This window comes from Pandoraea pneumonica (genome assembly GCF_902459645.1).
GTDB classification, from domain to species: domain Bacteria; phylum Pseudomonadota; class Gammaproteobacteria; order Burkholderiales; family Burkholderiaceae; genus Pandoraea; species Pandoraea pneumonica.
The window spans coordinates 183680-209917 of the sequence record NZ_CABPSK010000002.1; the positions used below are offsets into that span (position 1 = coordinate 183680).

Annotated in this window: 25 protein-coding genes; 3 read left to right on the forward strand and 22 right to left on the reverse strand. The window is 64.4% G+C overall.

Translation table 11 applies throughout. From position 1 onward, the window contains the following. Positions 1-64: 64 nt before the first annotated feature. The 9 genes from flgJ to flgB all read right to left on the reverse strand — a co-directional run bounded on the left by flgJ (position 65) and on the right by flgB (position 7483). The gene (gene flgJ, locus PPN31114_RS09940) at positions 65-943 is read right to left on the reverse strand and encodes a flagellar assembly peptidoglycan hydrolase FlgJ (RefSeq protein WP_150679367.1); all 879 of its coding nucleotides are present in this window, start codon (positions 941-943) and stop codon (positions 65-67) included. Position 944: 1 nt separating this feature from the next. After that, a complete protein-coding gene (locus PPN31114_RS09945) occupies positions 945-2132 on the reverse strand; it encodes a flagellar basal body P-ring protein FlgI (protein ID WP_150679368.1) in 1188 nt (395 codons plus the stop codon). Beyond that, positions 2132-2845 (reverse strand): flagellar basal body L-ring protein FlgH, encoded by a 714-nt coding sequence (locus PPN31114_RS09950; protein ID WP_150679369.1) that lies wholly within the window; start codon positions 2843-2845, stop codon positions 2132-2134. Before PPN31114_RS09950 ends, PPN31114_RS09945 begins: the two co-directional genes overlap by 1 nt. Before the next feature lie 51 nt (positions 2846-2896). After that, complete coding sequence (gene flgG, locus PPN31114_RS09955) at positions 2897-3679, reverse strand: flagellar basal-body rod protein FlgG (protein ID WP_150679370.1); 783 nt, start codon at positions 3677-3679, stop codon at positions 2897-2899. A 58-nt stretch (positions 3680-3737) separates the two neighbouring features. Beyond that, on the reverse strand, positions 3738-4481 hold the full coding sequence (locus PPN31114_RS09960) for a flagellar basal body rod protein FlgF (protein ID WP_150679371.1): 744 nt from the start codon (positions 4479-4481) through the stop codon (positions 3738-3740). Between the two features lie 40 nt (positions 4482-4521). Then, positions 4522-5778, reverse strand: coding sequence for a flagellar hook protein FlgE (gene flgE, locus PPN31114_RS09965; RefSeq protein WP_150679372.1), 1257 nt, complete (start codon positions 5776-5778; stop codon positions 4522-4524). 98 nt (positions 5779-5876) lie between these two features. Beyond that, positions 5877-6611: a flagellar hook assembly protein FlgD gene (flgD, locus tag PPN31114_RS09970; RefSeq protein WP_150679373.1), complete on the reverse strand. Its 735-nt coding sequence runs from the start codon at positions 6609-6611 to the stop codon at positions 5877-5879. 21 nt (positions 6612-6632) lie between these two features. Then, positions 6633-7037 (reverse strand): flagellar basal body rod protein FlgC, encoded by a 405-nt coding sequence (flgC, locus tag PPN31114_RS09975; protein ID WP_150679374.1) that lies wholly within the window; start codon positions 7035-7037, stop codon positions 6633-6635. Between the two features lie 5 nt (positions 7038-7042). Then, on the reverse strand, positions 7043-7483 hold the full coding sequence (flgB, locus tag PPN31114_RS09980; protein ID WP_150679375.1) for a flagellar basal body rod protein FlgB: 441 nt from the start codon (positions 7481-7483) through the stop codon (positions 7043-7045). Between the two features lie 356 nt (positions 7484-7839). On the opposite strand from flgB, the gene flgA reads away from it, so the two are divergent. The 3 genes from flgA (at position 7840) to PPN31114_RS09995 (ending at position 9809) form a co-directional block, all read left to right on the forward strand. Next, positions 7840-8892, forward strand: a complete 1053-nt coding sequence (flgA, locus tag PPN31114_RS09985; RefSeq protein ID WP_150679376.1) for a flagellar basal body P-ring formation chaperone FlgA — start codon at positions 7840-7842, stop codon at positions 8890-8892. 126 nt (positions 8893-9018) lie between these two features. Then, a complete protein-coding gene (gene flgM / locus PPN31114_RS09990) occupies positions 9019-9354 on the forward strand; it encodes a flagellar biosynthesis anti-sigma factor FlgM (RefSeq protein ID WP_150679377.1) in 336 nt (111 codons plus the stop codon). Then, the gene (locus PPN31114_RS09995; protein ID WP_150679378.1) at positions 9351-9809 is read left to right on the forward strand and encodes a flagella synthesis protein FlgN; all 459 of its coding nucleotides are present in this window, start codon (positions 9351-9353) and stop codon (positions 9807-9809) included. Before flgM ends, PPN31114_RS09995 begins: the two co-directional genes overlap by 4 nt. Positions 9810-9953: 144 nt before the next feature. On the opposite strand, the gene PPN31114_RS10000 is transcribed toward PPN31114_RS09995, so the two are convergent. The 13 genes from PPN31114_RS10000 to PPN31114_RS26540 form a co-directional block, all read right to left on the reverse strand. Next, positions 9954-10682 carry an RNA polymerase sigma factor FliA gene (locus PPN31114_RS10000; RefSeq protein WP_150679379.1) on the reverse strand — a complete coding sequence of 243 codons (729 nt, stop codon included), beginning with the start codon at positions 10680-10682 and terminating at the stop codon, positions 9954-9956. 37 nt (positions 10683-10719) lie between these two features. After that, positions 10720-11568 (reverse strand): MinD/ParA family ATP-binding protein, encoded by an 849-nt coding sequence (locus tag PPN31114_RS10005; protein ID WP_150679380.1) that lies wholly within the window; start codon positions 11566-11568, stop codon positions 10720-10722. Further along, positions 11561-12853, reverse strand: coding sequence for a flagellar biosynthesis GTPase FlhF (flhF, locus tag PPN31114_RS10010; protein ID WP_150679381.1), 1293 nt, complete (start codon positions 12851-12853; stop codon positions 11561-11563). Before flhF ends, PPN31114_RS10005 begins: the two co-directional genes overlap by 8 nt. Next, a complete protein-coding gene (flhA, locus tag PPN31114_RS10015) occupies positions 12850-14955 on the reverse strand; it encodes a flagellar biosynthesis protein FlhA (protein WP_150679382.1) in 2106 nt (701 codons plus the stop codon). The genes flhF and flhA overlap by 4 nt, the downstream gene beginning before the upstream one ends. 3 nt (positions 14956-14958) lie before the next feature. Further along, complete coding sequence (gene flhB, locus PPN31114_RS10020; protein WP_150679383.1) at positions 14959-16101, reverse strand: flagellar biosynthesis protein FlhB; 1143 nt, start codon at positions 16099-16101, stop codon at positions 14959-14961. 102 nt (positions 16102-16203) lie between these two features. Then, complete coding sequence (gene cheZ / locus PPN31114_RS10025; protein ID WP_281350975.1) at positions 16204-16878, reverse strand: protein phosphatase CheZ; 675 nt, start codon at positions 16876-16878, stop codon at positions 16204-16206. Further along, entirely contained in the window at positions 16875-17273 is a 399-nt protein-coding gene (gene cheY / locus PPN31114_RS10030) for a chemotaxis response regulator CheY (RefSeq protein WP_042113604.1), read from the reverse strand. Before cheY ends, cheZ begins: the two co-directional genes overlap by 4 nt. 123 nt (positions 17274-17396) lie before the next feature. Beyond that, a complete protein-coding gene (locus PPN31114_RS10035) occupies positions 17397-18476 on the reverse strand; it encodes a protein-glutamate methylesterase/protein-glutamine glutaminase (protein WP_150679385.1) in 1080 nt (359 codons plus the stop codon). After that, entirely contained in the window at positions 18473-19147 is a 675-nt protein-coding gene (gene cheD / locus PPN31114_RS10040) for a chemoreceptor glutamine deamidase CheD (protein ID WP_150679386.1), read from the reverse strand. The genes PPN31114_RS10035 and cheD overlap by 4 nt, the downstream gene beginning before the upstream one ends. Before the next feature lies 1 nt (position 19148). Next, on the reverse strand, positions 19149-20087 hold the full coding sequence (locus tag PPN31114_RS10045) for a CheR family methyltransferase (RefSeq protein ID WP_150679387.1): 939 nt from the start codon (positions 20085-20087) through the stop codon (positions 19149-19151). A gap of 28 nt (positions 20088-20115) precedes the next feature. After that, a complete protein-coding gene (locus PPN31114_RS10050; protein WP_150679388.1) occupies positions 20116-21747 on the reverse strand; it encodes a methyl-accepting chemotaxis protein in 1632 nt (543 codons plus the stop codon). A 229-nt stretch (positions 21748-21976) separates the two neighbouring features. Beyond that, a complete protein-coding gene (locus PPN31114_RS10055) occupies positions 21977-23761 on the reverse strand; it encodes a methyl-accepting chemotaxis protein (protein ID WP_150679389.1) in 1785 nt (594 codons plus the stop codon). A gap of 63 nt (positions 23762-23824) precedes the next feature. Then, entirely contained in the window at positions 23825-26191 is a 2367-nt protein-coding gene (locus PPN31114_RS26540) for a methyl-accepting chemotaxis protein (protein ID WP_150679390.1), read from the reverse strand. Between the last annotated feature and the right edge of the window lie 47 nt (positions 26192-26238).

Consider the following 26238-nt stretch of genomic DNA (forward strand, 5'->3'; position numbering starts at 1 on the left):
GCAATATTGAGGCCTGGCTGGTTTTGCCTGATTTCTTGCCTACTTTTTAGGCAGACACCTCGCCTCAGGCGAAGTGCTTCATGATCTTCATCAGCTTGCTGGCGTACTGCGGGTCGGTGGCGTAGCCAGCGCGTTGCAGGTTGTTGGCAAAGCTCGCCGCGTCGTTGGCGCTGGCCACGACCGAGGCGTAACGGGGGTTGTTCGAGATCAGCTTGGCGTAATCGGCAAACGCCTCGTCGTACGAGCCGTAGGCCCGGAACTTGGCCATGACGCGGCGCGGCTGGCCGTTCACGTACTCCGTGGTGGCGACTTCCACCGTCGGGCCGGTCCAGTTCTTCCCCGCCTTGATGCCGAACACGTTGTGGCTCGTGCTGCCGTCGGCACGGCGAATTTCGCGCTTGCCCCAGCCCGACTCCAGCGCCGCCTGGCTCAGCATGAACCGCGCCGGGATACCGCTCTGAGCGCTGGCGTTTTGCGCCGCGCTCGCCATGCGGTCGACGAATTCACCGGCCACCGCCGGGGCGCCGTCGGCCACGCCGATGGCATCCGCCGCGTTATAGGCACGGCCTTGCAACGACTGCTGACGGCCCATGGCGGCGGGCGGCAGCGTCGTGCCGGTCTGCGCCAATTGCTTTAGCATCAAATCGGCCAGACCAATGCCCTTGTGCGCGGAGAGTTGCTGGGCAAGCTGATCGTCGAGCATGCCGTTGAACATCTTTTCCTGATCGCTGCCGAGCAGGCCGCCGGACATCGTGGCGTCGCGCATGCTCTTCATCATCATCTGCGTGAAGACGGTCTCGAACTGCTTGGCAGCCTGCTGCGTAGCCTGCGGCGTCTGCTGATGAGCGGCGGCGCGCAGGGCGGTGAGGCCCTGCATGTCGTACGTGGCGCGCTGCGTCAGGTCGGGCAGGTTCTTGCCAGCGAGTCGGTTGCCGTCCGCCATATCAGATGATCTCCAGGTCGGCGCGCAGGGCGCCCGAGGCCTTCATGGCCTGCAAAATCGACATCAGGTCCGCCGGGCTCGCGCCAAGCGAGTTCAGCGCCTTGACCACGTCGGCGAGGTTGGCGCCCGCCTTGATCAGCTTGAGCGCGTTGTTCTCCTGTTGGACGGAGATTTGCGAATTCGGGGCCACCACCGTCTGTCCGCCCGAGAACGGCGCCGGCTGGCTCACGTTGTTCTGCGTGTCGATCACCACCGACAGGTTGCCGTGGGCCACGGCGCACTGCTGGATCGTCACGTTCTGGTTCATCACGACCGACCCGGTGCGGGCGTTGATAATCACGCGCGCTGCCGAGTTGTCGGGCTTCACTTCGATGCTCTCCAACTGCGCGAGAAACTGCACGCGGGCCGACGGATCGGTCGGCGTGCGCAGCAAAATCACGCGGCCATCGAGCGCCTGCGCAGTGCTGTAGCCGAAGCGGCGGTTCACGGCGTCGACGACCCGCTGGGCGGTGGAGAAGTCGGTGGTGTTCAATTCCATTTGCAGCGTGCCCGGCTGACCGCCCATGGCGGTCGGCACACTGCGCTCGACGATGGCGCCATTCGGAATGCGGCCCGAAGCCAGCTGGTTGACCGTCACGCTCGACCCATTGGCCGACGCACCGGCGCCGCCCACGAGCAGGTTGCCCTGCGCGAGCGCGTAGACCTGACCGTCCGGCCCTTTGAGCGGGGTCATGAGCAGCGTGCCGCCGCGCAGGCTCTTGGCGTTACCCATCGACGAGACGACGACGTCGATCGGCTGGCCGGGGCGCGTGAACGCCGGGAGCGTGGCCGTGACCATCACCGCCGCGACGTTCTTCAACTGCATGTTGGTACCGGGCGCCACCGTAATACCGAGCTGCGAGAGCATGTTCGTCATGCTCTGCACGGTGAACGGCGTCTGCGTGGTCTGGTCGCCCGAGTTGTCGAGACCGGCCACGAGACCGTAACCGATCAACTGGTTATCGCGCACGCCCTGAATCGACGCCAGTTCCTTGAGACGTTCGGCATGGGCCGCACCGGGGGCCAGCAACGCGAAACCGGCAGCGCCCGCGACGACCAGCGCGCTTGCGAGCGCACGAGCGTTCGGGCGGCGGCGAAGCGACTGGCGGGAAGTGGGCGCGTGGCGCGACAGGGACGGCATGATCGACATCAGAACGGCGAAACGTTAAGGAAGAAGCGCTGGAGCCAGCCCATGGTTTCGGCTTCGTTGATGTAGCCCTTACCACGGTATTCGATGCGCGCATCGGCCACCTGCGTCGAAGGCACGGTATTCGCGCCCGAAATCGTCTGCGGGCTGACGACGCCCGAAAACTTGATGTACTCCGTGCCCTGATTGATCGCGATCTGCTTCTCGCCGGCCACCGCAAGGTTGCCGTTGCCGAGCACTTCCATCACGGTCACGGTGATCTGACCGGAGAACACGTTGTTGGCGTTGGCCGCGCCCTTGGCGTCGAACTTGTTCGCGCCGGTGGCATCGAGACTCTGGTTGTTGAACACCCCGCCCACCACACCCGGCATCTGGTTGAGCGTGAGCGAGCCGCTACCGGCGCGCGTGGTGTTGGCCGCCGAGTTCTTGCTCGCGGCCGTGTTCTCGTTGATCGTGATCGTGAGAATGTCGCCCACGTTACGCGGGCGGCGGTCTTCGAAGAGCGGCCGGTTCGAATAGATCGGACGATAGATCGAGCCTTCCGGATCGGCCGCCATCGGCGGGGGCGGCGGGCGCGTGGTGGTCGGGCCTTGCACCACCGGCTCTTGCGGCACGTAGGCGCAGCCCGCCAGACCGCTCAACGTAGCGGCGGCCGCGAGCGCAAGCATCCGCGCGAGGCCTGCGCTACGTTGCGGGACGGTCGATTGAGCTGACATGTCTGCTTTCCTGAACACTAAACTGGCGGCAACAATAACGGCAGCCGCCACTTACATCTGCGTCAGACGCTGGAGCATCTGATCGGACGCGGTCACGGCCTTCGAGTTGATTTCGTAGGCACGCTGCGCCTGAATCATGTTCACCAGTTCTTCCACCACGTTCACGTTCGACGTTTCGACGTAGTTCTGATTGAGCACGCCCGCGCCGTTGGTGCCCGGCTGCGCCACGTTCGGCGCGCCCGAGGCGGCCGTCTCGGCGTACAGGTTCTCGCCCATGCTTTGCAGGCCAGCGTTGTTGATGAACGTGGCGAGCTGGAACGTCCCGATCTGCACGTTGGCCGTGCTGCCCGGCTGCGTCACCGACACCGTACCGTCGCGCGCGATGGTCAGCGACAGGGCATTGGCCGGAATCGTGATCGCCGGTTGAATCGGGTAGCCCGACGACGTCACCAATTGACCGTTGTTGTCGACTTGGAACGAGCCGTCGCGCGTGTAGGCGGTCGTGCCGTCCGGCATCAGCACCTGGAAGAAGCCGTCGCCGTTGATGGCCACGTCCTTCGCGTTGCTCGTCGAGGTCAGGTTGCCCTGCGTGAAGATGCGCTCGGTCGCGGCCGGACGCACGCCGGTACCCAGTTGCAGGCCCGAAGGCAGCAGCGTTTGCTGCGACGACTGCGCGCCGGGCTGGCGAATGGTCTGGTACAGCAAGTCCTCGAACACCGCGCGGCCCTTCTTGAAGCCGTTCGTGCTGGTGTTGGCGAGGTTGTTCGAAATCACGTCCATGTTCGTCTGCTGGGCGTTCATGCCGGTGGCAGCGATGTAGAGCGAACGGATCATTTGGTGTTTCTCCCCGTGGTCGGTCGTGGCACGCCTTGTGCGGCGCGCCGTCGGCCCGTTAGCTGAAGTTCAGCAGCTGGTTGGCGGATTGTTCGTTGGTGTCGGCCGTTTGCAGCATCTTCATCTGCATCTCAAACGCACGCGACTGCGAAATCATGTTCACCAGGCCACTGACCGGGTTCACGTTGCTGTTTTCAATCGAACCCGCCACGACGACGACGTTCGGGTCGACCTGCACCGGCGCGTTGTTGCCCGTACGGAACAAGCCGTCGTCGCCACGCACCAGATTGCCTTCCGGCGGATTGACCAGCTTCAACTGCCCCATCACGGCGATCGAGTTGGGCGGATCGCCCTGCCCCAGCGCCGAAATCGTACCGTCGGTGCCAATCGTCACCGCAGCACCCGGCGGCACGGCGGCCGGACCGGCATCGGTCATGACCGGCAGACCGTGCAGCGTGAGCTGGCCGTCGGCCGTCATTTCGAGGTTGCCGCCACGGGTATAGGCTTCGCGGCCCTGCGCATCGCGCACGGCCAGCCAGCCTTGCCCCTGAATGGCGACGTCGAGCGCGCGCCCCGTTTGCTGCATCGCGCCGGGCGTGAAATCGGTGCCCGGCGTCGAGGTCGTGACGAAGGTGCGCGTACCGGCTGCGCCGTCTTCGGCACGCACCGGCACTTGACGGAACGACGCGAGCTGGGCCCGGAAGCCCGGCGTCGAGACGTTGGCCAGATTGTTGGCGGTGGTCGATTGCTGCTCCATCGCCTGTTTCGCGCCAGCCATGGCGATATAGATCAGACGATCCATCGACGCCCCTTCTGCAAGTTACGCATGCGCGCCGCTCCGCTTACAGGTTGACCATCGTTTGCATCAACTGGTCTTCCGTCTTGATCGTCTGCGCGTTGGCTTGGTAGTTACGCTGCGCGGTGATCATGTGGACCAGTTCGGCGGTCAAGTCGACGTTCGAGGCTTCGACGGCACCGGCTTGCAGCTTGCCCATGTTCGTACCGCCCGGCACGCCGACGATGGGGATACCCGAGGCGGCCGACTCTTGCCAGAGGTTGTTGCCCATCGGGATCAGGCCTTGCACGTTGTTGAAGTTGGCCAGCGCCACTTGACCGAGCACCATCGACTGCGTGTTCGAGTACGTGCCGACGATCGTGCCGTCTGCGTTGAACGTGAAGCCCGTCAGGCGGCCCGACGTGTAGCCGTTCTGCGTGAGCGTGTTGGGCGTGTAGGTGTTGCCGTACTGCGTCGTGCCCGACAGGTTCATCGTGATGTTGCCGGCCGAGGCGCCGTTGCCGTACGCAATCGTCGGCAGCGTGATCGGGCCGGTGACAGCGGCGCCCGTCGAGTCGGTTTGCCCCGTGAGGCTACCGGCCGAGTTGAACGTGAGCGTGGCGACCGGGCCCGTGCCGATTTGCGTGGTGCCGTCGACCGAGGCGTAGACCTGCCACGTGGCGTTGTTCGTGACCGGATCGACGGCCGACTTCTTGAAGTACAGGTTCACGTCGTGGGAATTGCCCAGCGAGTCGTAGACCTTGAGCGACGTGCCGTTCGTGTACGAGTTCGGATCGGTGATCGAGAACGTCGTGGTGTTCACGGCGCTGCGCGAGTCGAGGTTGAACTGACCGGTGATCGTGGTCGTGGCCGTCGGGGCCAGATCGCCCGTCGGGATTTGCAGCGGGACCGGCGAGACGCTGTTGATGATGCCGTTCGGGCCGGACAGGTAGCCGGTCAACTGATCGCCGTTGGCGTCGACGATGTACCCGTTCTTATCGAGCGAGAACTGGCCGTTACGCGTGTAGGCGATGGTGCCGCCGTTCGAGACGCGGAAGAAGCCGTTACCCGAGATCGCCAGGTCGAGCTGACGGTTCGTGACGGTGATGTCGCCCTGCGTGAACTGCTGCGCGATGTTCGACACGCGCGTGCCGATACCGACCGTGTTGTTGCCGGCGCCGAACAGCGAGCTGGCGTAGATGTCGGCGAACTGCGCCTGACCTTGCTTGAAGCCGACGGTCGCCGCGTTGGCAACGTTGTTGCCGATGACGTCCAGGTCCTTGGAGGCGGCGTTCAGGCCGCTCAGTCCGGTCGAAAAGGCCATGGTGATACTCCTGAAATTCGGTTGACGACGCTATCGGTCGCGATAAAACGGTTAAAGACTGACTTCGCTTGTTATGTCGCTTGATACGTATTCGGGTCTTACAAAATCTCGCGCACGTCGGAGAGCTTGATGTTCGAGCCCGTGCCCACGTTGAGCAGCGGCGCGCCGGTGGTGCTGGCCACCACGCTTTGCACCTGTGCGTACGAGAGCAGCGTCGGCGTCATCGCCTTGCCGTTGGCCGAAGCCGTGACCGCCAGCGTGTACTTGCCGTCGGCCACCGCGTTGCCCGCGTCGTCCTTGGCGTCCCACGTCAGGGCTTGCACGCCCGCATCGAGGGCGCCCGCATTGACCGTGCGCACCACCTTGCCGGTGCTGTCCTTGATCTGGATCGTGACGGTGTCGGCGTCGCTCGGCAGCTCGAAGCCGAACGGCGTGGCCGTCTTCGTCACGGTGCCGTCGGTTGCCGTGGTGCTGCCCACGCCGATGTTGGTGCCCGGGATCAGCACGCCCTTGCCGACCAGCGCGGCGGCTTGCAGGCTCTGCGTCGAGTTGAGCTGCGAGGTCACCGACGAGAGCGTGGTGTTCAACTGGGTGATGCCCGAGACCGTGCTGATCTGCGCGAGCTGCGAGGTCACCTGCGAGTTGTCCATCGGGTTGAGCGGATCCTGATTGTTCATCTGAGCGACGAGCAACTTCAGGAAGCTGTTCTGCAAATCGTCTGCGCTGCCGGCCGACGATTTGGAGCTAGAACTGCTGCTGTTGGCGGTGCCGTTGATCGAATCGAGGAAGTTCTGCGAGAAATTCGACGCGTTCGATGTATTGATACTTGCCATTTCTGGTCTCCGCGCGGCTGCTTATTGGCCGACCGTGAGGGTTTTGAGCATCAGCGTCTTGGCGGTGTTGAGCGCCTCGACGTTGGCCTGATAGGAGCGGGAGGCGGAGATCATGTTGACCATCTCCTCCACCGGATTGACGTTGGGCATCGTGACGTAGCCCTGGGCGTTGGCCGCCGGGTTCTTCGGGTCGTAGACGGTCTTGAGCGGCGACGGGTCTTCGACCACCCCGGCCACTTTCACGCCACCGACTTCCGAGCCCGTTACCGGGTTGACCTGAAACACCACCTGCTTGGCGCGGTAGGGCTGGCCGTCCGGGCCGGTCACCGACTCGGCGTTGGCCAGGTTGCTGGCGGTGACGTTCATGCGCTGCGACTGGGCCGTCATGGCCGAGCCGGCGACATCGAAAATGCTCATGAGTGGCATGGCGCTTACCCTTGACTCGTGATGGCCGCCAGCATCGTCTTGATCTGGCTGGAGAGGACCGTGAGGCCCGTTTGGTAATGCACGGCGTTGTCGGCGAAGTTCACCCGTTCGGCGTCGAGCTCGACGGTGTTGCCGTCCACGCTTTGCTGATACGGCACGCGGTAAAGCAAATCGGGGCCGCCCAGGGCCGGGGCCGGCGTGCTGGCGCGCGCGGCGATATGGCGCGAGGAGGTGCGCGAGAGCGACACGCTCGACTCGGTGGCCAGTTGCTGCTGGGCGCCGCGCTCAACTGCCTGATTCAACGCGTTGTTGAAATCGACGTCGCGCGCTTTGTAGCCCGGGGTGTCGGCATTGGCGATGTTCGAGGAAATGACTTCCTGACGATAGGCGCGCATGGCTAATGCCTGCTGATTGAACCGCATTGCCGCGTCCAGTTTGTCCATGATCTCGCCTCGCTCGATGCTTGCCTTGATGCCCGGTACTGCTGACTAAGTCGTCTGCGCGCAGACGGGATGCCCTGCCGGGTCCGAAAAAAGTACGGACCTTTTGGCATGCTTCGCATCGTATGCCTCACCCCCGATGTTCAATCGGAGGAATAGCAAGGGTATTGACCGCCATTTCGGCCCATGGCCCGGCGCCGGACGTCTCTAGAATGGCTTCCTGACGGCATCGGGCGGGGTTCGCCCCCCAGGCACAGGAACACTGCCCGGTGCTGTCGGCTTCTGACGAGGGACGCGATGTCCCGGATGGTTGAACCGTGTGGCGAGCGCGCAAGCGTGCCGCGACGCGAAGGAGAGTGAGCATGGCTGGCAAGTTCGGCGGCAGTTCCGCCTTGGCCTTCCGCGCGCAAGTGGCGCTGCGGGGTGGCAGGCGCGCGGCCGTTCTGCGCTCCGGCCTGTTGGCTTCGGTGCTGGCGCTCGCCGGTGCCTTCGCTCTGGCCCCTTCGGCCTACGCGGCCAACCCTGGCATCGCGACAGACCCTTCTGCCCAAAATCTCGGCGACACCCTTGGCCCCGGCGCTATCGTCATCCCCGGCAACAATGCGGCGGCGGGTGGTGTAGCGACGAACGTGCCGACGAATGCGCGTCCAGTCGCAACGGTCAATGCCAATGCCGGGTATCCGGCGAATGCAAACGGCATGAACGGCGCCAACGCTGGCATCGCCTCCGGACAAGGTGCCGCGCCGCAGCCGGTAGCGACGGCGCAACCCGTCAATTCCCAATTCCAGAACACCGAAGTCGTGCGGCAGACCGCCGAGCGGTTCCTGCGCGAGCAAACGACCGGCTTGCCCGGGCAAGTGAAGATCACCGTCGGGGACGCTGTCTCCGAGCGCATGCCCGCTTGCGGTGCGCTCGAACCGTTCCTGCCGCCCGGTGCGCGCCTGTGGGGCTCGACGACCGTGGGCGTGCGTTGTGCGGGTGAGCGTCCGTGGACGCTGTATCTGCAAGCACGCGTGAGCATCACCGCGACCTATTTCGTGGCGGCCCGCCAGATCAACCCGGGCGAGACCATCGGCCCGAACGATCTGTCGCCGCGTCAGGGCGACCTGACCCTGCTGCCGCGCACCGTGGCCACCGACGCCGGGCAGATTGTCGGCACCGTGGCCGTGAACCGAATTACGTCGGGCCTGCCGATCCGCTCCGACTTGCTGCGCAGCGCCATTGCCGTGCAGCAGGGCCAGACCGTGCGCGTGGTGACGCGCGGCGCGGGCTTCGAAGTGAGTACCGAGGGCCAGGCGCTCTCGCGCGCCAGCGCGGGCGACCCGGTGCAGGTGCGCACGCGGGCCGGCCAGGTCATCAGCGGCACCGTCAAGAGCAACAAACAAGGCAACATCGAGGTCGAAGTTGCGCTGTAAGTAAGTATTCACTCTTACCAAGAATTTGCTGAATTCACCCGGGCACTTGAACTGGTAACAGGATGTTACTTGCCTAAAGTTATGGCGGATAATGCCGTTACACAGGCAGGTTTCTGGGGAAAGCACATGAAAATCGAACCACCCGCCAATCCGTTGAACGGTGTCGGCCCGGCGAAGGGCGCGGCGACTGATCGGACGAGCGTCGGCACTGCGAGCGCCGACGGCGCGGCTACGCCTGTGGCCGGCAGCGATGCGAACGTAAGCACGAGCCCGTTGTCGTCGGAGATGCGCGCGTTGCAAGCCGCGCTCGCGCAGACGGGTTCGGCCGATATCGACGTCGCCAAGGTGTCCGAGATCAAGCAAGCGATCGCGGAAGGGCGACTCACCATCGATCCGAGCAAAATTGCGGACGGCCTCATTTCGACCGCACGCGATCTGCTCTCTACGCAATCGAAGTCATGACAACCGAAGCCCTGCTGAACGCCCTCACCGCCGAGACGAACGCCATCAGTGCGTTCACGGCGTTGCTCGACGAGGAACAGCAGGCATTGGTGAGCGGCACGCTCGACGCGTTGCCCGAGCTGACCGAGCGCAAGACGCGCGCGGTGAGCGATCTCGCGGCACTCGGCCGCGAGCGCGATTCGCAGTTGCAAGCCTTGGGTTTTACGCCGGATGAATCCGGTGCTACGGCAGCAGCCGCGAGCGACGCGAATCTGGGCGCTGCGTGGCAAGCCCTGCTGGCGGCCGCGGCGGAAGCCAAGCGCGCCAACGACACAAACGGCGTACTCATCCGCACCCGTCTGACGTACACGCAACAGGCACTGAACGTGCTGTACGGCCCGGAACAGAACGCCCCCCTATACGGCCCCGACGGCCGCACCACGCCACGCTCTAGCGGTGGGAGTGTGACGGCGTAACGGCCTCACCACTCATCTGCATCTCGGCCAGCACTTCGGCCACTACCTTCCGAATACCGCTCAGCGCGCCGTCTGGCGTGGCAGCAAAAAGCCCTCAGACGCTCTCGCACCTGAGGGCTTTCTAATTCCGAACGAAGAAGCGCCTTAACCCGCCGACGTCCAAGCCTTATCGCGCAGCGTCGCGCGCAAGCGTGAAATTGCCTGACTGTGCAGTTGGCACACGCGCGACTCGCTGACTTCGAGCACCGCACCGATTTCGCGCAGGTTCAGTCCCTGCTCGTAGTACAGGCTCATCAGCAACTTCTCGCGATCGGGTAGCCGGTCGATGGCATCGACCACGCCATGACGCAAACCCTCGTCGAGCAGCATCGTGAGCGGATCTGCACCCGGGTCTGCACAAATGCGGTCGATAAACGGCTCTTCGTCCGCCGACTCGAAATCTTCGTAATAGATCAGCTGACAGCCGTGCACATCCTGCAACATCTGCTGATACTCAGTCAGCCCGATCGACATCTCGCCCGCAATCTCGCTCTCGGACGGACCCCGCCCCAGCCGCTGCTCCAGTCGCTGCACCGCCTGTTCGATCTGACGCGCCGTCTTGCGAATGCCGCGTGACGCCCAATCCAGCTCGCGCAATTCATCGAGCATCGCGCCGCGAATCCGCTGGCTCGCATAGGTCTCGAACTGCGCGCCCTGCGTCTCTTGATACCGGTTCGCCGCATCGAGCAGCCCCAGCATGCCAGCCTGAATCAAATCCTCGAGCTCGACGCTCGCCGGCAGCTTCGCCATCAATTGCAGTGCCAGCCGGCGCACCAACGGCGCGTATTGGGTCAGCGTGTCGTTCGTGTCGACCTTCCCGCGCGCGGTATACATGTTTCCCTCCGCTTCCTCTCGACGCGTGCCGTGCGGCTCAGGCGCTGTGCGCAGGCAACACGCCCACGCCATGCGCCATCTCGCCCACATCGGCCATGCCCGCAGCCACCGTCTCGCGCGCAGCCAACGGCCAATGCATCACCTGCGCCGCCAATTGACGATAGGCCACCGCCGCCGGTGCCATCGGGAACGCATCGACCACCGTGCGCGTCAATTGGCGCGCACGCAGTACCTGCCGATCCGTCGGCACATGCCCCGCCAGCTCCAGCGACACCGCCAGATACCGGCTCGCGGTCGTGGCCAGATTACGGCACACCACTCGCGCTTCCACATCCTCGGCGCGGTTCACCAACACCCGGAACTGCGCCAATGCATATTCGAAATGCGCCTGCTTGATCCACGAGTACGCCCCCGTGATCGACGCCGGTTCACACCCCAGCACCACCAACACGTCATGCGCGTGCGCCGCCAACGGACTCAACAACGCCCCCGCATGCGTGCAATCGATCACCACCACATCCGGGTCGCCCACGGTCAGCAACGGCATCGCCCGCACCGGGTCGATTCGCTCGGGATGACGATGCGCCACCGGCACCAGCACGAAGTTATCGCGCGTGCTCACCCGCACCGCATCGGGCGAAACGCGTCCAGCCAATACGTCGTGAATGTCGCCACGCAGCGGTAAGCCCATGGCCGGAGCGGCATGACCGCTCTCGTCGGCCAGCACCACATCCTGACCGTGATGGGCCAGCGCGCTGGCCAGATTGAGGGCAACACTCGTCTGACCGGCTTCAGGCGCACTGCCCACCACGGCGACGACGCGCGTGGTGTGGCGCGCCACCAACCGGCGCAGTCCTTCGGCTTGATCGAGCACGAGTTTAACCAAAGCAGGCCTCGCCTGAAGGTTGGGCGGGCGCGAACAGCCCGCTGTAATTTGGATCGACACCGCGCACCACCGCCGGCAAATCTTCCTCCGACGGCACGAACGGCGAACCGGTCACCGGTGCCGACAACGCCGTATCGATCAGGAACTGCCGATCCGCCACATGCAGATTCTCCGGCACGCGCTGCCCCGTCGACACGTAATGCACCGGCAGACGGTGACGAATCACCGTATCGAGCACCGAACCGAGGTTCGTCGTCTCGTCGAGCTTCGTCAGAATACACCCGGCCAGATCGCCGCCGCCTTCCGCGCTCGCGCTGCGGTACGCGTGCACCACTTCGTTGAGCGTATCGCCATGGCTCGTCGCGTTGAGCAGCAGCAGACGCTGCACCGGCGTTTCCGCCCCGCACAACATCGCCACCTGCTCCGGCACCGTGCGGTCGCGCTGGCTCATCCCCACCGTGTCGATCAGCACCATGTGCTTGTTGCGCAGTTCGGTCAGCGCCAGACGCAGATCGGTCGCGTCCTTCACCGCATGCACCGTCACGCCGAGAATCTTGCCGTAGATGCGCAGTTGCTCATGGCCGCCGATACGATAGCTGTCGGTCGTGAGCAGGGCGAGCTTCTCGGCTCCGTGACGCATCACGCAACGCGCCGCGAGCTTCGCCGTCGTCGTGGTCTTGCCCACGCCGGTCGGGCCCATCAGCGCATACACGCCGCCGCGATCCATCAATTCGTCTTCGTTGGGCATGACGGGCAAGTTGCGCTTGAGCGCATTCTTCACCCAGTCGAGCCCGGCATCGCGGTCGCTGCCTTCCGGCAAATGTTCGAGCAACGCGCGGCCCAGTTGCGCCGAGAACCCGGCGGCCAGCAGCGTGCGCAGAATCTCGCCCTGTGCCGGGGAGCGGCGCTGTTTGTCGTTCCACACCAGCCCCGCCACCTGCTCTTCGAGCAAGCCACGCATGGACTGGAGCTCGCCCATCATGCTCTGCGCGAACGCGCTGGCCGCTGCGGCGTCTTGTGCGGAAGTCGCCGCCGAAACAGACGCAGCAGACGCGGCAGGCGTCGCCGCCACTGGCTGTGCGGGCTGCGCCGGACGTGGGCGTGGCCGATGGGTGGGCAGGTCGCCGCCCGCGAGTGCGTCCAGATCCTCTTCCGCGAGCGCCACAATTTCTACGCCGTTGGCGACCGAGCGGTTGGACAACACGACCGCATCGGGTCCGATTTCCTCGCGAATCTGGCGCAGTGCGTCGCGGCACGTGCCCGCAAAGAATTTACGAATCTTCACGCTTGACCTCCGATGAGTGCCGTCATTTTCACGTTGCGTGTGTCAGGCACTTCCGCATACGACAGAACCTTGAGCTGCGGCAGGCTGCGGCGCAAGAAGCGCGAGAGCAGCGAACGCAGCGGATGTTGAACCAGCAAGACAGGTGGCAGCCCCTGACGCTCCTGACGCGTCACGGCGGCCTGTGTTTCGCGCAGCAGCGTGTCGGCGAGGCCCGGCTCCAGACCGGTGCCGCCGCCAGCAGACAACGCCTGCGTCAGAATGCGTTCGAGATTGGCGTCCAGCCCCACCACTTCGAGGTCGCCGTTGCCCGGGAACACGCTCTGCGTGATCGCCCGGCCCAGCGACAGGCGCACCAGCGCCGTGAGTTCGTGCGGGTCTTGCACCCGCGCACCATGCTCGGAGATGGCATCGATGATGGTGCGCATGTCGCGAATCGGCACCTGCTCTTCGAGCAAGTTCTGCAACACCTTTTGCAGCACGTTGAGCGTGACCGTCTTCGGCACCAGGTCTTCGATGAGCTTCGGCGCGTCTTTGCCGATGCGCTCGATAAGCTGCTGCACTTCCTGACGGCCGAGCAATTCGTGCGCATGGCCGTTGATCAGGTGATTCAAGTGCGTGGCGACGACCGTACCGGCATCGACCACCGTGTAACCGTAAGCCTGTGCCTGATCGCGCTGCCCCACGTCGATCCACGTGGCGGGCAAACCGAACGCCGGATCGCGCGTGGGCGTGCCTTGCAGCGGCGCACTCACCTGCCCCGGATCGATTGCGAGCAGTTGGCCCGGGTACGCTTCGCCTTCGCCGATGATCACGCCCTTGAGCGTAATGCGGTACTGATTGGGGCGCAGTTCCAGATTGTCGCGAATGTGCACCACCGGCGCGAGGAAGCCGATTTCCTGTGCGAATTTCTTGCGGATGCCCTTGATACGCTTGAGCAGTTCGCCGTCCTGATTGCGGTCGACCAGCGGAATCAGGCGGTAACCCACTTCCAGCCCCAGCGGATCGACCAGTGCCACGTCGTCCCACGAGGCTTCGGCCACTTCGGCCGGTGCGGAGGTCGCGACCGGCGTGGGGCGCGTCGACTCTTGCTTGGCGCGCTCGGTGCGCTGGAACTGCCAGCGGGCCAGTGCGCCCAGACCGATCGCCAGCACCAGGAAGGCGAAGTGCGGCATGCCCGGAATCAAGCCCATCAACCCGAGAATCGCGGCGGTAATACCCAGCACGCGCGGATTGTTGAACAGCTGCGAGACGACCTGCTGACCGATGTCTTCGTCAGTCGCCACACGCGAGACGACCACACCGGCGGCGGTCGAGATCACCAGCGCCGGAATCTGTGCGACCAGACCGTCACCGATCGTCAGCAGCGTGTAGTTCTTGGCTGCCGTGCCGATGTCCAGCCCGTGCTGGGCCACACCCACGATCAACCCGCCGACGATGTTGATGACCATGATCATCAAGCCCGCCACGGCATCGCCGCGCACAAACTTCGAAGCACCGTCCATCGAGCCGTAAAAGTCGGCTTCTTGCGCGATCACCGTGCGGCGCTTGCGGGCTTCGTCTTCCCCGATCAGGCCGGCGTTCAGGTCGGCGTCGATGGCCATCTGCTTACCCGGCATGGCGTCCAAGGTAAAACGTGCGCCCACTTCGGCGATACGGCCCGCGCCCTTGGTAATCACCATGAAGTTGATGACCACCAAGATGATGAACACCACGATACCCACGGCGTAGTTGCCGCCCACCAGGAAGTGGCCGAACGCCTCGATCACTTTACCGGCCGCGTCGGGCCCGGTGTGACCTTCGAGCAGCACCACGCGGGTGGACGCCACGTTCAGCGACAGGCGCAGCAGCGTGGAGAACAGCAGCACGCTCGGGAACGCCGCAAAGTCGAGCGGCTTCTGGGTGTACATGCTGACCAGCAACACCATCACCGCCAGCGCGATGTTGAACGTAAAGAGCAGATCCAGGATGAACGGCGGCAACGGAAGGATCATCATGCCCAGAATCATGACGATCAATACCGGCGCGGCGAGCGACTTCAGGTTGCCGCCTAGCAACGTTTGCGACGAGCGCAGAAACTGGTTCGCGCGAGGGTTGAGGTTCATTCGTTATGCTCCGGCGCGCGGTGGCGCGTCGAGTTCAGCCGGGACCGGCAGATCCGACGGGGTACGCGGCTCTGCGCCCCCCTCGTTACGCCAGCGGCGAAGCTGGAAGACCCACGCGAGCACTTCGGCCACTGCCGTATAGAGCGTGGCCGGGATTTCATGACCGATTTCCACGTGCTTGTGCAGCGCACGGGCCAACGGCGGGGCTTCGAGAATCGGGATGCGATGCTCCACGCCCATTTCACGGATGCGCTGTGCGACCAGATCGGTGCCCTTGGCGAGCACGCGCGGCGCGCGCATGTTGTCTTTGTATTCCAGCGCGACGGCAAAGTGCGTCGGGTTGGTGACGATCACGTCGGCCTTGGGCACGTCCTGCATCATGCGCCGGCGCGCCGCCTGGCGCTGCAACTGGCGGATTTGCGCCTTGACGTGCGGATCGCCCTCGGTTTCCTTGTTTTCCTGCCGCACTTCCTCTTTGGTCATGCGCAGTTTCTTGTAGTGCTGCCAGAGCTGGAAGGGAATATCGATGGCCGCCACCAGCAGCAGCGACATCACGATAAACGCGCAGCACACCACGATCATCTCGCCCACGTGCGGCAGCGCCACGCGCGGCGACTGGGTCATCAGGCCCATCACGGCGTCGCGGTCGCGGGCAATGGCCCAGTAGGCCACCGAGCCGACGAGTAGCGTTTTGGCGATCGCCTTGATCAGTTCGACCAGCCCTTGGGTGGAGAACATGCGGCCCAGCCCTTTGAGCGGGTTGAGACGGCCGAAATTGGGGGCGAGCGATTTGGTGGTGAAGAGCCAGCCGCCCAGCGCCATGGGCGCGGCCAGTGCGGCCAGCACGAGCAGGCCGAGCAGCGGGGCGATGACCATGAGGGCGTCGGCGCCCGAGTGCGCGGCATTGGCCAGCATGCGATGGGTGTCGAGCGCGGTGCCCGGCTCGAACTGCATGCCGTGGCGCATCAGTTGGGCGAAGCCTTGCGAGATGCGGTCGGCGGTCATCCACATCCCGGCGACGCCCGCAGCCAGCAAGGCAAAGGTGGATAGCTCGCGCGAACGCGCAACCTGCCCCTCCTCGCGCGCCTTTTCAAGACGCCGGGGAGACGCGGGTTCCGATTTTTCGAGATCGCTTTCCTCAGCCATGCCCTATCCACGTCGGGCGGACAGACCCACCCTATCCCGACCGATTATGTCCGTAACCGTCAAGACACAAAGGGGGGAATAGAGGCGGGAATGGGCGGTATTTCAGAACCCGAGGCTGGCGAGCAGGTCGTCGACCTGTCCTTGATCGGACACGATGTCCGTGCGGCCTTCTTTTTTGATCTGCGGACCGTTGAGCAGAGAGTCTTCCGCTTCCTTGCGCTTTTCCGGCGGCATGTTATCGAGCAGCGTCTGGAGCAGATGCTTCTCGATCTCCTGCACCACTTCCATGATCTTCTTGATGACCTGCCCGGTCAGATCCTGAAAGTCCTGCGCCATCATGATTTCCATCAGATGGGCATTGGTCTCGCGGGTGTCTTCGGGCACCCGGCGCAGATAGCCGCGCGTCTCGGTGACCAGCTTGCGCGCGTCTTCGAGTTCGAGCGGCTGGTCGAACCACTTGGCCCAGCGCGCGTCGAGCGCGTTGGCGTCGGCTTCGAGACGGTCTTGAATCGGCTTGGCCAGCTCAATCGCGGTGAGCGCGCGCACGGCGGCTTGTTCCGTCATGGTCGCGACGTAGTTCAGACGGTCGCGCGCATCCGGAATCGCCTCGGCGGCTTGCTCGAGTTGTTTGTCCAGGCCGAGTTCGCGCAGGTTGTCGCGCAGCATGCGCGTCAATTGCCCGATGCGCATGAGCATGCGCTCGGCCGGGTCTCCTGCCGGCGCGGCCCCGTTGGGCTCGACCGGCCATTCAGTGCTCGCCTCGTGGGTCACGCTCAGGCCCCCGTTTTTTCCATTTTCTCGAAGATCTTGCCCAGCTTCTCATCGAGCGTCGCGGCCGTGAACGGCTTGACCACGTACCCGCTCGCACCGGCTTGGGCGGCGGCGATAATGTTTTCCTTCTTGGCTTCGGCGGTCACCATCAGCACCGGCAGCTTCGAGAGGTTCGGATCGGCGCGAATCTGCTGGAGCATCGTCAGGCCGTCCATGTTCGGCATGTTCCAGTCCGAGACCACGAATTCGAAACTGCCGCCGCGCAGCTTGGCGAGCGCCGCCGCACCGTCTTCGGCCTCGTCGACGTTCGAGAAACCCAGCTCCTTGAGCAGGTTTCGCACAATCCGGCGCATCGTCGGGAAATCGTCGACGACCAGAAACTTCATGTTCTTGTCTACCATCATCACTCCAATTCGGCCGGCGCCCCTTAGGGGCCCGGCGCCATTTCATGGGGCCTTGCGCGCAGCATTCCAGTGCCCTGAATGCCCGCAAACCATGCGAAGCATACTGCGCGAAGCGCCCTACTATACTCGTTGCGTGCGTTCGCCAAATTTCGCGACTTGATGCAGCACTTTGCGTGCCATCTCCGACAGGGGCACCACCTCTTCGGCCCCGCCCATCGCAATGGCTTCACGCGGCATGCCGAACACGATGCAGCTCGCTTCGTCCTGCGCAAACGTGTGCGCGCCAGCCCGGCGCATCTCCACCAGGCCCGCCGCACCGTCGCGGCCCATCCCCGTGAGGATCACCCCGATCGCATTGCGCCCGGCGTGTACCGCTGCGGAGCGAAACAATACATCGACCGACGGCCGATGTCGATTCACTGGCGGCGCCGGATCGAGCACGGCCACATAGTTCGCCCCGCTGCGCGAGAGCTGCAAGTGCGTGTCGCCGCCCGGCGCGATGTACGCGTGACCCGGCAGCACACGCTCGCCGTGTTCGGCTTCCTTCACCGTGATGCGGCAAAGCCCGTTCAGGCGCTGCGCGAACGACTTGGTAAAGCCGGCCGGCATGTGTTGCGTAATCAGAATTGCAGGCGCATCGGGCGGCATCGGCACGAGCACTTCGCGAATCGCTTCGGTGCCGCCGGTCGACGCGCCGATGATGATCAGCTTTTCGGTCGACACGAGCGGGTTGCGCAGCAACGGCGCCGCTTCGACCGGTGCCGGCACGGCGCTCTTGGGCGGTGCGCTGCGTACGCGAGCCCGCGCCGCGCCGCGAATCTTGTCGGCAATCATCTCGCCGTACTCAAGCATGCCGTCGCGAATGCCCAGACGCGGCTTGGTCACGAAGTCGACCGCGCCCAATTCCAGCGCGCGCAGTGTGACTTCCGAGCCGCGCTCGGTCAGCGACGACACCATGAGCACCGGCATCGGACGCAGACGCATGAGCTTCTCGAGGAAATCGAGCCCGTCCATGCGCGGCATTTCGACGTCGAGCGTGAGCACGTCAGGGTTGTGCTGCTTGATCAGATCGCGCGCGACCAGCGGGTCGGGTGCGGTCGCCACGACAGTCATGTCCGGTTGCGCATTGATGATCTCGGTCATCAGGCTGCGCACGAGTGCGGAATCGTCCACGCACAGGACTTTGATAGGTTCGCTCAAGCCTCCTCCATTTTTCGGTTGTCAGGCCCCGGCCGAGGCTTGGCGGTTCTGGCCGGTGGCGCAAAGAGTTCTACGGAGCCCCGTACTTCGCGTGTGCGCAGTCGCTGCGCATACGCCTGTTCACGCTGCGCAATCGCCGGATCTCCGCGATCGCCCAGCTTCTTGACCATCACCCGGCCGGTGCGCGGCAAAAAGCACACCTTGCGCGGATGCGGTCCGAGCAGATCCTGCGCGGTCACGCGAATCTGCTCGGTCTCGAGATAGCGCAACACAAAGTTCGCGTTGCGATCCCCGATGTTCAATGTGGTCATGCCCGCGAGCACAGCGCCGCCGCCAAACACTTTGGCTTCGAGCCGCTCGCGGCGTGCCCCCAGTTTGATCAGCTCGTTGATGAGCATTTCCATCGCGTACGCGCCGTAGCGCATCGACGCCGAGAGCAGCCGGTCGCGGTCGCTCTCGCCGTCGTCCGGCAGCATGAAGTGATTCATGCCGCCGATGCCCGTTACGTTGTCGCGCACGCACGCGGCAACGCACGAGCCCAGCACCGTCACGAGCATGATGTCTTCGGTCGTGACGAAGTATTCCGACGGCAGCAATTTGACGGCGCGCGTGTTGAACGCGTTGTCGAAATAGTGATTCGTCGCGAGGGCTTCGGCCAGCGGCTGCGCCATGTCAGGCTCCCTTCGCTCCGGTACCCGCCAGCTCGTACACCGTCTGCCCGCGCAAACGGAACGCCCGGCTCACATACGTGAAGTTCTCGGAGTGCCCGGCGAAGAGCAGCCCGTCCGGTTTGAGCAACGGCACGAAACGCTCGAGAATGCGCGCCTGCGTCGCCTTGTCGAAATAGATCATCACGTTGCGACAGAAGATGACGTCGAACGGCCCGCCAATCTGCCACGACGGCGCAAGCAGATTGAGCGGTGCGAACGTGACCAGTTGCTGCAATTCCGGCCGCACTTTGATCTTGCCCGAGTTGGCCCCGGTGCCGCGCAGGAAGTGACGGCGCAACTGCTCTTGCGAAAGCTTGCCCGTTTGCTCGCCGCTGTACACCGCCGCCGAAGCGCGCGCCAGCACCTGCGTGTCGACGTCGGTTGCCAGCACGCTGGCGTTCGGTCGCGAGCCCAGCGTATCGACCAACGTCATCGCGATCGAATACGGCTCTTCGCCGGTCGACGCCGCGCAGCACCAGATCGAGATCGGCTTGGCGCGGTTGCGGATGAAGTCGGCGAGCAGCGGGAAGTGATGCGATTCGCGGAAGAACGACGTGAGGTTGGTGGTGAGCGCGTTGGTGAACGACTCCCACTCGCTGTCGCCGGTGTCGGCCTCGAGCATGTCGAGGTATTCGGTGAAGCTCGTCATGCCCAGCGCACGCAAACGCCGGGCGATGCGGCTGTAGACCATCTCACGCTTGTGTTCGGCCAGTGCGATGCCCGCGCGTTGATAAATCAGATTGCGGATTCGGCTGAAGTCGGCCAGCGAGAACGCGAAGTCGCGCTCGCCCGAGAGCGCCGCCCCGCTAGCACGGGCAAATTCCGTGCTGCGGCTATCGCCGCCCTCGTTGCCGGGGGCATTGCGACGCGTCAGATGCGAGGTGGTGCGCGAATCAGTCATGGAGTGTCACCGGCGTCAGTGGCTCGCCTTATGCCGCGCGAGCGAACGGTTGCGGCGCGCTGTCGCGGCGCGTAGCGCTCATCGCGTGCACGCTCGCGCTGCTCGTTGCGCTCGTCTGGAACACCGAAACCGCCGCGCGCAGTTCGTGCGCTTGCGATTCCAATGCGCCGGCGGCAGCCGCCGCCTCTTCCACGAGCGCCGCATTCTGTTGCGTGACTTCGTCCATCTGCGTCACGGCGCGGTTGACCTGTTCGATACCGCTCGACTGCTCGGCCGACGCGGCCGAAATTTCGCCCATGATGTCGGTCACGCGTTTCACGGCCTGCACGATCTCTTCCATCGTCTGGCCCGCCTGCGCCACCAGCGCAGTCCCGTCCGACACACGGCGCGACGACTCTTCGATCAGTGCCTTGATTTCCTTAGCGGCCGAGGCGCTGCGTTGCGCCAGCGTACGCACTTCCCCAGCGACCACGGCGAAGCCGCGGCCTTGTTCACCGGCGCGGGCGGCTTCCACTGCGGCGTTCAGGGCAAGAATATTGGTCTGGAACGCGATGCCGTCGATCACACTGATGATGTCGACGATCTTGCTGGAGCTCGCGGAAATGCCTTCCATCGTGGTGCCGACCTGCCCGGCCACCTGCCCGCCGCGCGAGGCGATTTCGGAAGCGTTCACAGCAAGCTGGCTCGCCTGACGTGCGTTATCGGCGTTCTGACGAACGGTGGCGGTGAGCTGCTCCATCGACGAAGCGGTTTCTTCCAGCGACGCGGCTTGCTGCTCGGTGCGGGCCGACAAGTCGGTATTGCCCGCCGCGATCTGTTGCGCGGCCGTGGTGATCGACTCGGTGCCCTGACGGATTTGTCCGATGGTCTCGGCCAGCGTGTGCTGCATGCGCTGCATGGCGAACAGCAGGCTGGTGTTGTCACCGGCGGCCACATGCACATGGCTTTGCAAATCGCCACTTGCGATGCGCTGGGCGATCTCCGCCGCATATTCCGGCTCGCCGCCGAGGCTGCGCTGCACGTTGCGGATGATCGCGATCATGGCGGCTGTCACGATGCCGCCGATAAGCAGCAACGCCACACCGAAGCGCAGCAGCGTCGCAAAGAAGGCGTCGTCGACGTCTTGCACGTACACGCCGCTCATCATGCCCCAGTCCCACGGCGCGAAATACTTCACGAACGAGAGCTTGGCCATGCGCTTGTCGCTGCCAGCGACCCGTCCGTAGTAATCGACGAAGCCCGCCCCCTTGCCTTTGGCCACGTTGGCCATTTCGACGTAGAGGAGCTTGCCGTTCGAATCCTTATAGGTGGAGACGTCCTTGTTCACCAGATCGGCGAGCGTCGGATGCATGAGCACAGTCGGCTTGGTGTCGAAGATGACGACGTAACCGTTGTTGCCTTCGCCGTAGCGCATCACCTTCAGCCGGGCCATCGCCTGCTGCCGGGCTTCGGCATCGGTGATCTTGCCTGCGGCGGCCTGCGCCGCGTAGTCGCGCACGATGCCGTCGGCCGTGGTCACGATGTCCTGCACTGCGGCACGCCGCTCGGCCAACATGGTGCCGCGTTCATGCCAGGCGGCCCAGCCGCCGAGAAATAACAGACCCAGCCACATCAGCGCGAGCGCGGACCAGAGTTTTGCCTTGAGACTCAACTGCTTCATGATGTGACCCTCCACTACCGGCTCACCGTCGCGCGGACATTGTGTCCCGCACGCTTGGCGGCTTTTGTCTTACCCATTGTTGCCACTTACCGACACACGCCACCCCAGAGGCAAAACTGCTGTCTCCGGGCCGGCGCGTGCACCGTTCCTATAGTTGCTGCGCGTGTTGCACGTGTTGCGGATGTTGCGGTACTGCGATGTCTCTGCTTTTTCGATGCGGCTTCGCCAATCAGAAAGTTTCCCAATCGCCGTTCGCATCGTCGGTGCCCGTACGTGCTGCCGGAGCAGCGGCGGGCGCCGGACGGCGCAGCGGTGCCGCAGCCGGTGCCGGTGCAGCCTTCGGGGCCGGAGCCGCTGCCTTCTTGACCGGCGGACGTGCCGCAGCGCGCGGTGCCGTTGCGGCCGATACCGGGATGGCCGCCAATGCCGGGGCGGCGTGAGCCACCGCTGCATGAGCCGCTGACTGACCGGCTTCCAGACGGAACACCGAGACGACCGACTTCAGACGGTTGGCCTGCTCTTCGAGCGAGCCAGCCGCCGCAGCTGCTTCTTCCACGAGCGCCGCGTTCTGTTGCGTGACTTCGTCCATCTGCGTGACGGCGCGGTTGACCTGCTCGATACCGCCCGACTGCTCGGCAGACGCCGCCGAAATCTCGCCCATGATGTCGGTCACGCGCTTCACTGCTTGCACGATCTCTTCCATCGTCTGGCCAGCCTGCTCGACCAGCGCCGAACCGTCCTGCACCTTATGGGCCGAGTCTTCGATCAGTTCCTTGATTTCCTTGGCGGCTGCGGCGCTGCGCTGTGCCAGCGTGCGCACTTCGCCTGCGACCACGGCGAAGCCGCGGCCTTGTTCGCCCGCACGGGCGGCTTCCACCGCGGCGTTCAGTGCAAGGATGTTCGTCTGGAACGCAATGCCATCGATCACGCTAATGATGTCGACGATCTTGCTGGAGCTCGTGGAGATGCCCTGCATCGTGCCGACCACCTTGCCCACGACGTCGCCGCCGCGTGCGGCGATATCCGACGCGTTCACCGCGAGTTGGCTCGCCTGACGCGCGTTATCGGCGTTCTGCTTGACGGTGGCGGTGAGCTGCTCCATCGACGAGGCGGTTTCTTCCAGCGAAGCGGCTTGCTGTTCGGTACGGGCCGACAGGTCGGTATTGCCTGCGGCGATCTGCTGCGCGGCCGAGGTGATCGACTCGGTGCCTGAACGTACTTCGGCGACGGTGCGCACGAGGCTGTCCTGCATATGCTTCACGCCCTTGAACAGACGCCCGGTTTCGGTGTCGTTCCACACTTCGATGCGTTGGGTGAGGTCGCCCCCGGCGATCTTCTCGAAGTGCTTGATGGCGTCGTCGATCGGGCCGACGATGGCGCGCGTGAGCGTAATCTGCGTAATCAGGCCAACGACCAGACCCACGAGCAGGCCGATACCGACCATCCACATCACCAGCGTGTAGCGGTTCTGCGCATATTCGTAACGATCGGCGGCATTTTTGACTTGAAGGTCAGCCAGCGTCGTCATCGCCTTGGTGTAGTCGCCGAACAAGCGCGGCACGTCCATCACGGTCTTGGCATGGAAGTCGGGAATATCGCCCGATTCGATAGCCTTCAGCGCGGGCAGTATGCCTTCGTTGACGACCTTGCTGCGGGACGCGAGCGCCGCGTCGGCCAGCGGCTTTTCCCCGTCGCTCATCGGCAGCGCGGCGTAGGCAGCCCACGCATCGTCGGCCTTCTTGAGGTTGTTGCGCACGCCGTCGATGGCCGTCTTGATCTCACTCGGATCGGCGATGAACTCGATGCGCGCCAGCGTCACGCGGGCGGAGAGCGTGGCGATCGTGGTCTGCGCAAGGGCACGCGACGACGCCATGTCGTTCGTGTACACCTCTTGCAACGACGCATTGCTTTGCCGCAGGGACAACAGCCCCACAGCGGCGCCGACGACCAGCAGCACCATAAAGAGTCCAAGCGCCAGCGTCAGCCGCGCCCGGATGGTGACATTTTTAAACATAACGACCTCTACCCCGTGAAGACCGGCTTGACGCCGGCGTACCCATCCCAATCACCGAAACGTTCAAAATTCTTCCCAATCGCCCGCATCGCTCGTGCCCCCGGCGGGCGCTGCCCCCGGTGCGGCCTTGCCGCGACGCGCCGCCAGTTGCAAGACCTGCGCGTCTTCTTGTGCGCTAGTGGCAGCAGGTGCCGGTGCCGCCGCTGTTTGCGGACGGCGCGTAGCCGTGCGCGCAGCGCCGCCACCGGCGCTTGCGCGAGCGGTTGCGGCACCCACGGCGCTGCCTGCGGTACCTGCTGAAGCTTTCGGCGCGCTGGCAGACGTGGCCACAGCCACCGTCGCTGAGGCTTGGCGAACGGCGGGCGCGGCGGCGCGTGTGAGCGCTGCGCTACGCGCGTCGCCCGCCTTGAAGGCGTCACCAACGCGGAATACCGAAACGGCGTCGCGCAGACGATGCGCCTGCTCTTCGAGCGAGCCCGCCGCAGCGGCCGCTTCTTCCACCAGCGCCGCGTTCTGTTGCGTGACTTCGTCCATCTGCGACACCGCGCGATTGACCTGCTCGATGCCGCTCGACTGTTCGGCGGACGCCGCCGAAATTTCGCCCATGATGTCGGTCACGCGCTGCACGGCCTGCACGATCTCATCCATCGTCTTACCGGCTTGGGAGACCAGCGCCGAACCGTTTTCGACACGGCCCACCGAATCTTCGATAAGCACTTTGATTTCTTTTGCCGCCGACGCGCTGCGCTGTGCCAGCGTGCGCACTTCGCCCGCGACCACCGCAAACCCACGGCCCTGTTCGCCGGCACGTGCCGCTTCCACGGCAGCGTTCAGCGCAAGGATGTTGGTTTGGAAAGCGATGCCTTCGATCACGCTGATGATGTCGACGATCTTGTGCGAGCTCGACGAGATGCCCTGCATCGTGTCGACCACATTGCCGACCACCTGACCGCCGCGCGCGGCAATTTCCGAAGCGTTGACGGCCAGCGCGCTCGCCTGCTTGGCGTTGTCCGCGTTTTGTTTCACCGTCGCCGTGAGCTCTTCCATCGACGACGCCGTCTGTTCGAGCGAGGCGGCTTGTTGTTCCGTGCGCGCCGACAAGTCAGTGTTGCCTGCGGCAATCTCGCGCGACGCCACGTTGATCGACTCGATGCCTTCGCGCACGTCGGAGACGATCGACAGCAAGCTGTTCTTCATGACCGTCAGGCCGAACAGCAACTGACCGATCTCGTCGCGCCCGGTGCCTTCGGCCTTGCCGGTCAGGTCGCCCGCCGCAATCTGCTTGGACATCGACAGCGCCACGCGCAGCGGATGGTTGATCGCGCGGCGCAAAATGCTGCCGAGCACGAACAGCACGATGATGCCGCCGATGACGGCCACCGCCGTGAGCGTGCGCACGATGGTGTGTTCGCGCTGGCCCTGTTGGTACAACTCGGTGGCCTGCGTGAGTTCCAGACGCGTGAGCACGTTCAGTTCGTCGCGCATCGGGCCGTAGGCCGGTTTCACCTTTTCGAGATACGTTTGCTGCGCACCTTCCGCCGAGCCGACCTTGAGCATTTCGACGGTCTGTTGCAAACCGTCGGTCGTGAAGCGCTGGCGAATCACGTTAAAGCGTTCGGCCTGCGCCTGCGTGGCCGGATCGACCGACTTCATGTAGCTCGCCCACTGGCGATTGATGTCGTCGAGGCTCGCGGCAATCTCGTCGCCCGCACGCTTCATGGCGTCGAGGTTCGGGTTGCCGATGGCTTCGGCCACGAGCAACACGTCGCGGTCGAGCTTCTGCCCGATCGTGCCGAGGGTGCCCACCGGCACCATGCCGTTCTGATACACCTGAAGCAGCTTGGCGTTGCTGCTCGACATGCCCCACAGGCCCAGACCGCCCACAGCCGCGAGCAGAATGGCGCCGAGCACGATGATGCCGGTCAGGCGCGCACGCAGCGTGTCGATGCGGACCTTGCGCACGAGTGCAGCAATGCCACCCCGTTCGACCATGCCGCCGCGAATGCGCAGGTTGCCCGCTTGGCCGTTACGGAAGCGCGCGTAGATCGCCTCGGCTTGCGCCGTCGCACCGGCCGCCGGGCGCACGCGCACCGACGTGTAGCCCACGACAGCGTCGTTCTCGAGCGTCGGCGTGACCGTTGCCAGCACCCAGTAGAAGTCGCCGTTCTTGCGGCGGTTCTTCACCAGCCCCGTCCACGTGTCGCCGCGCTTGATCGTCTCCCACAGGTCGCCGAAGGCTTCGGGCGGCATGTCGGGATGACGCACGATGTTATGCGGCGCGCCCAGCAATTCGTCACGCGAATAACCGCTCACCTCGACGAAGGCGGGGTTCGCATACGTGATCCGCCCCTTCAGATCCGTTCGAGAGATCAGGTACTGATGCTCGCCGATGACGAATTCGTTTTGGGTGACGGGCTGGTTATCGCGCACGTGCTCGGTCTCCGTAGACTTCGGGTGAGTGGGTTATGTCTGTGGGT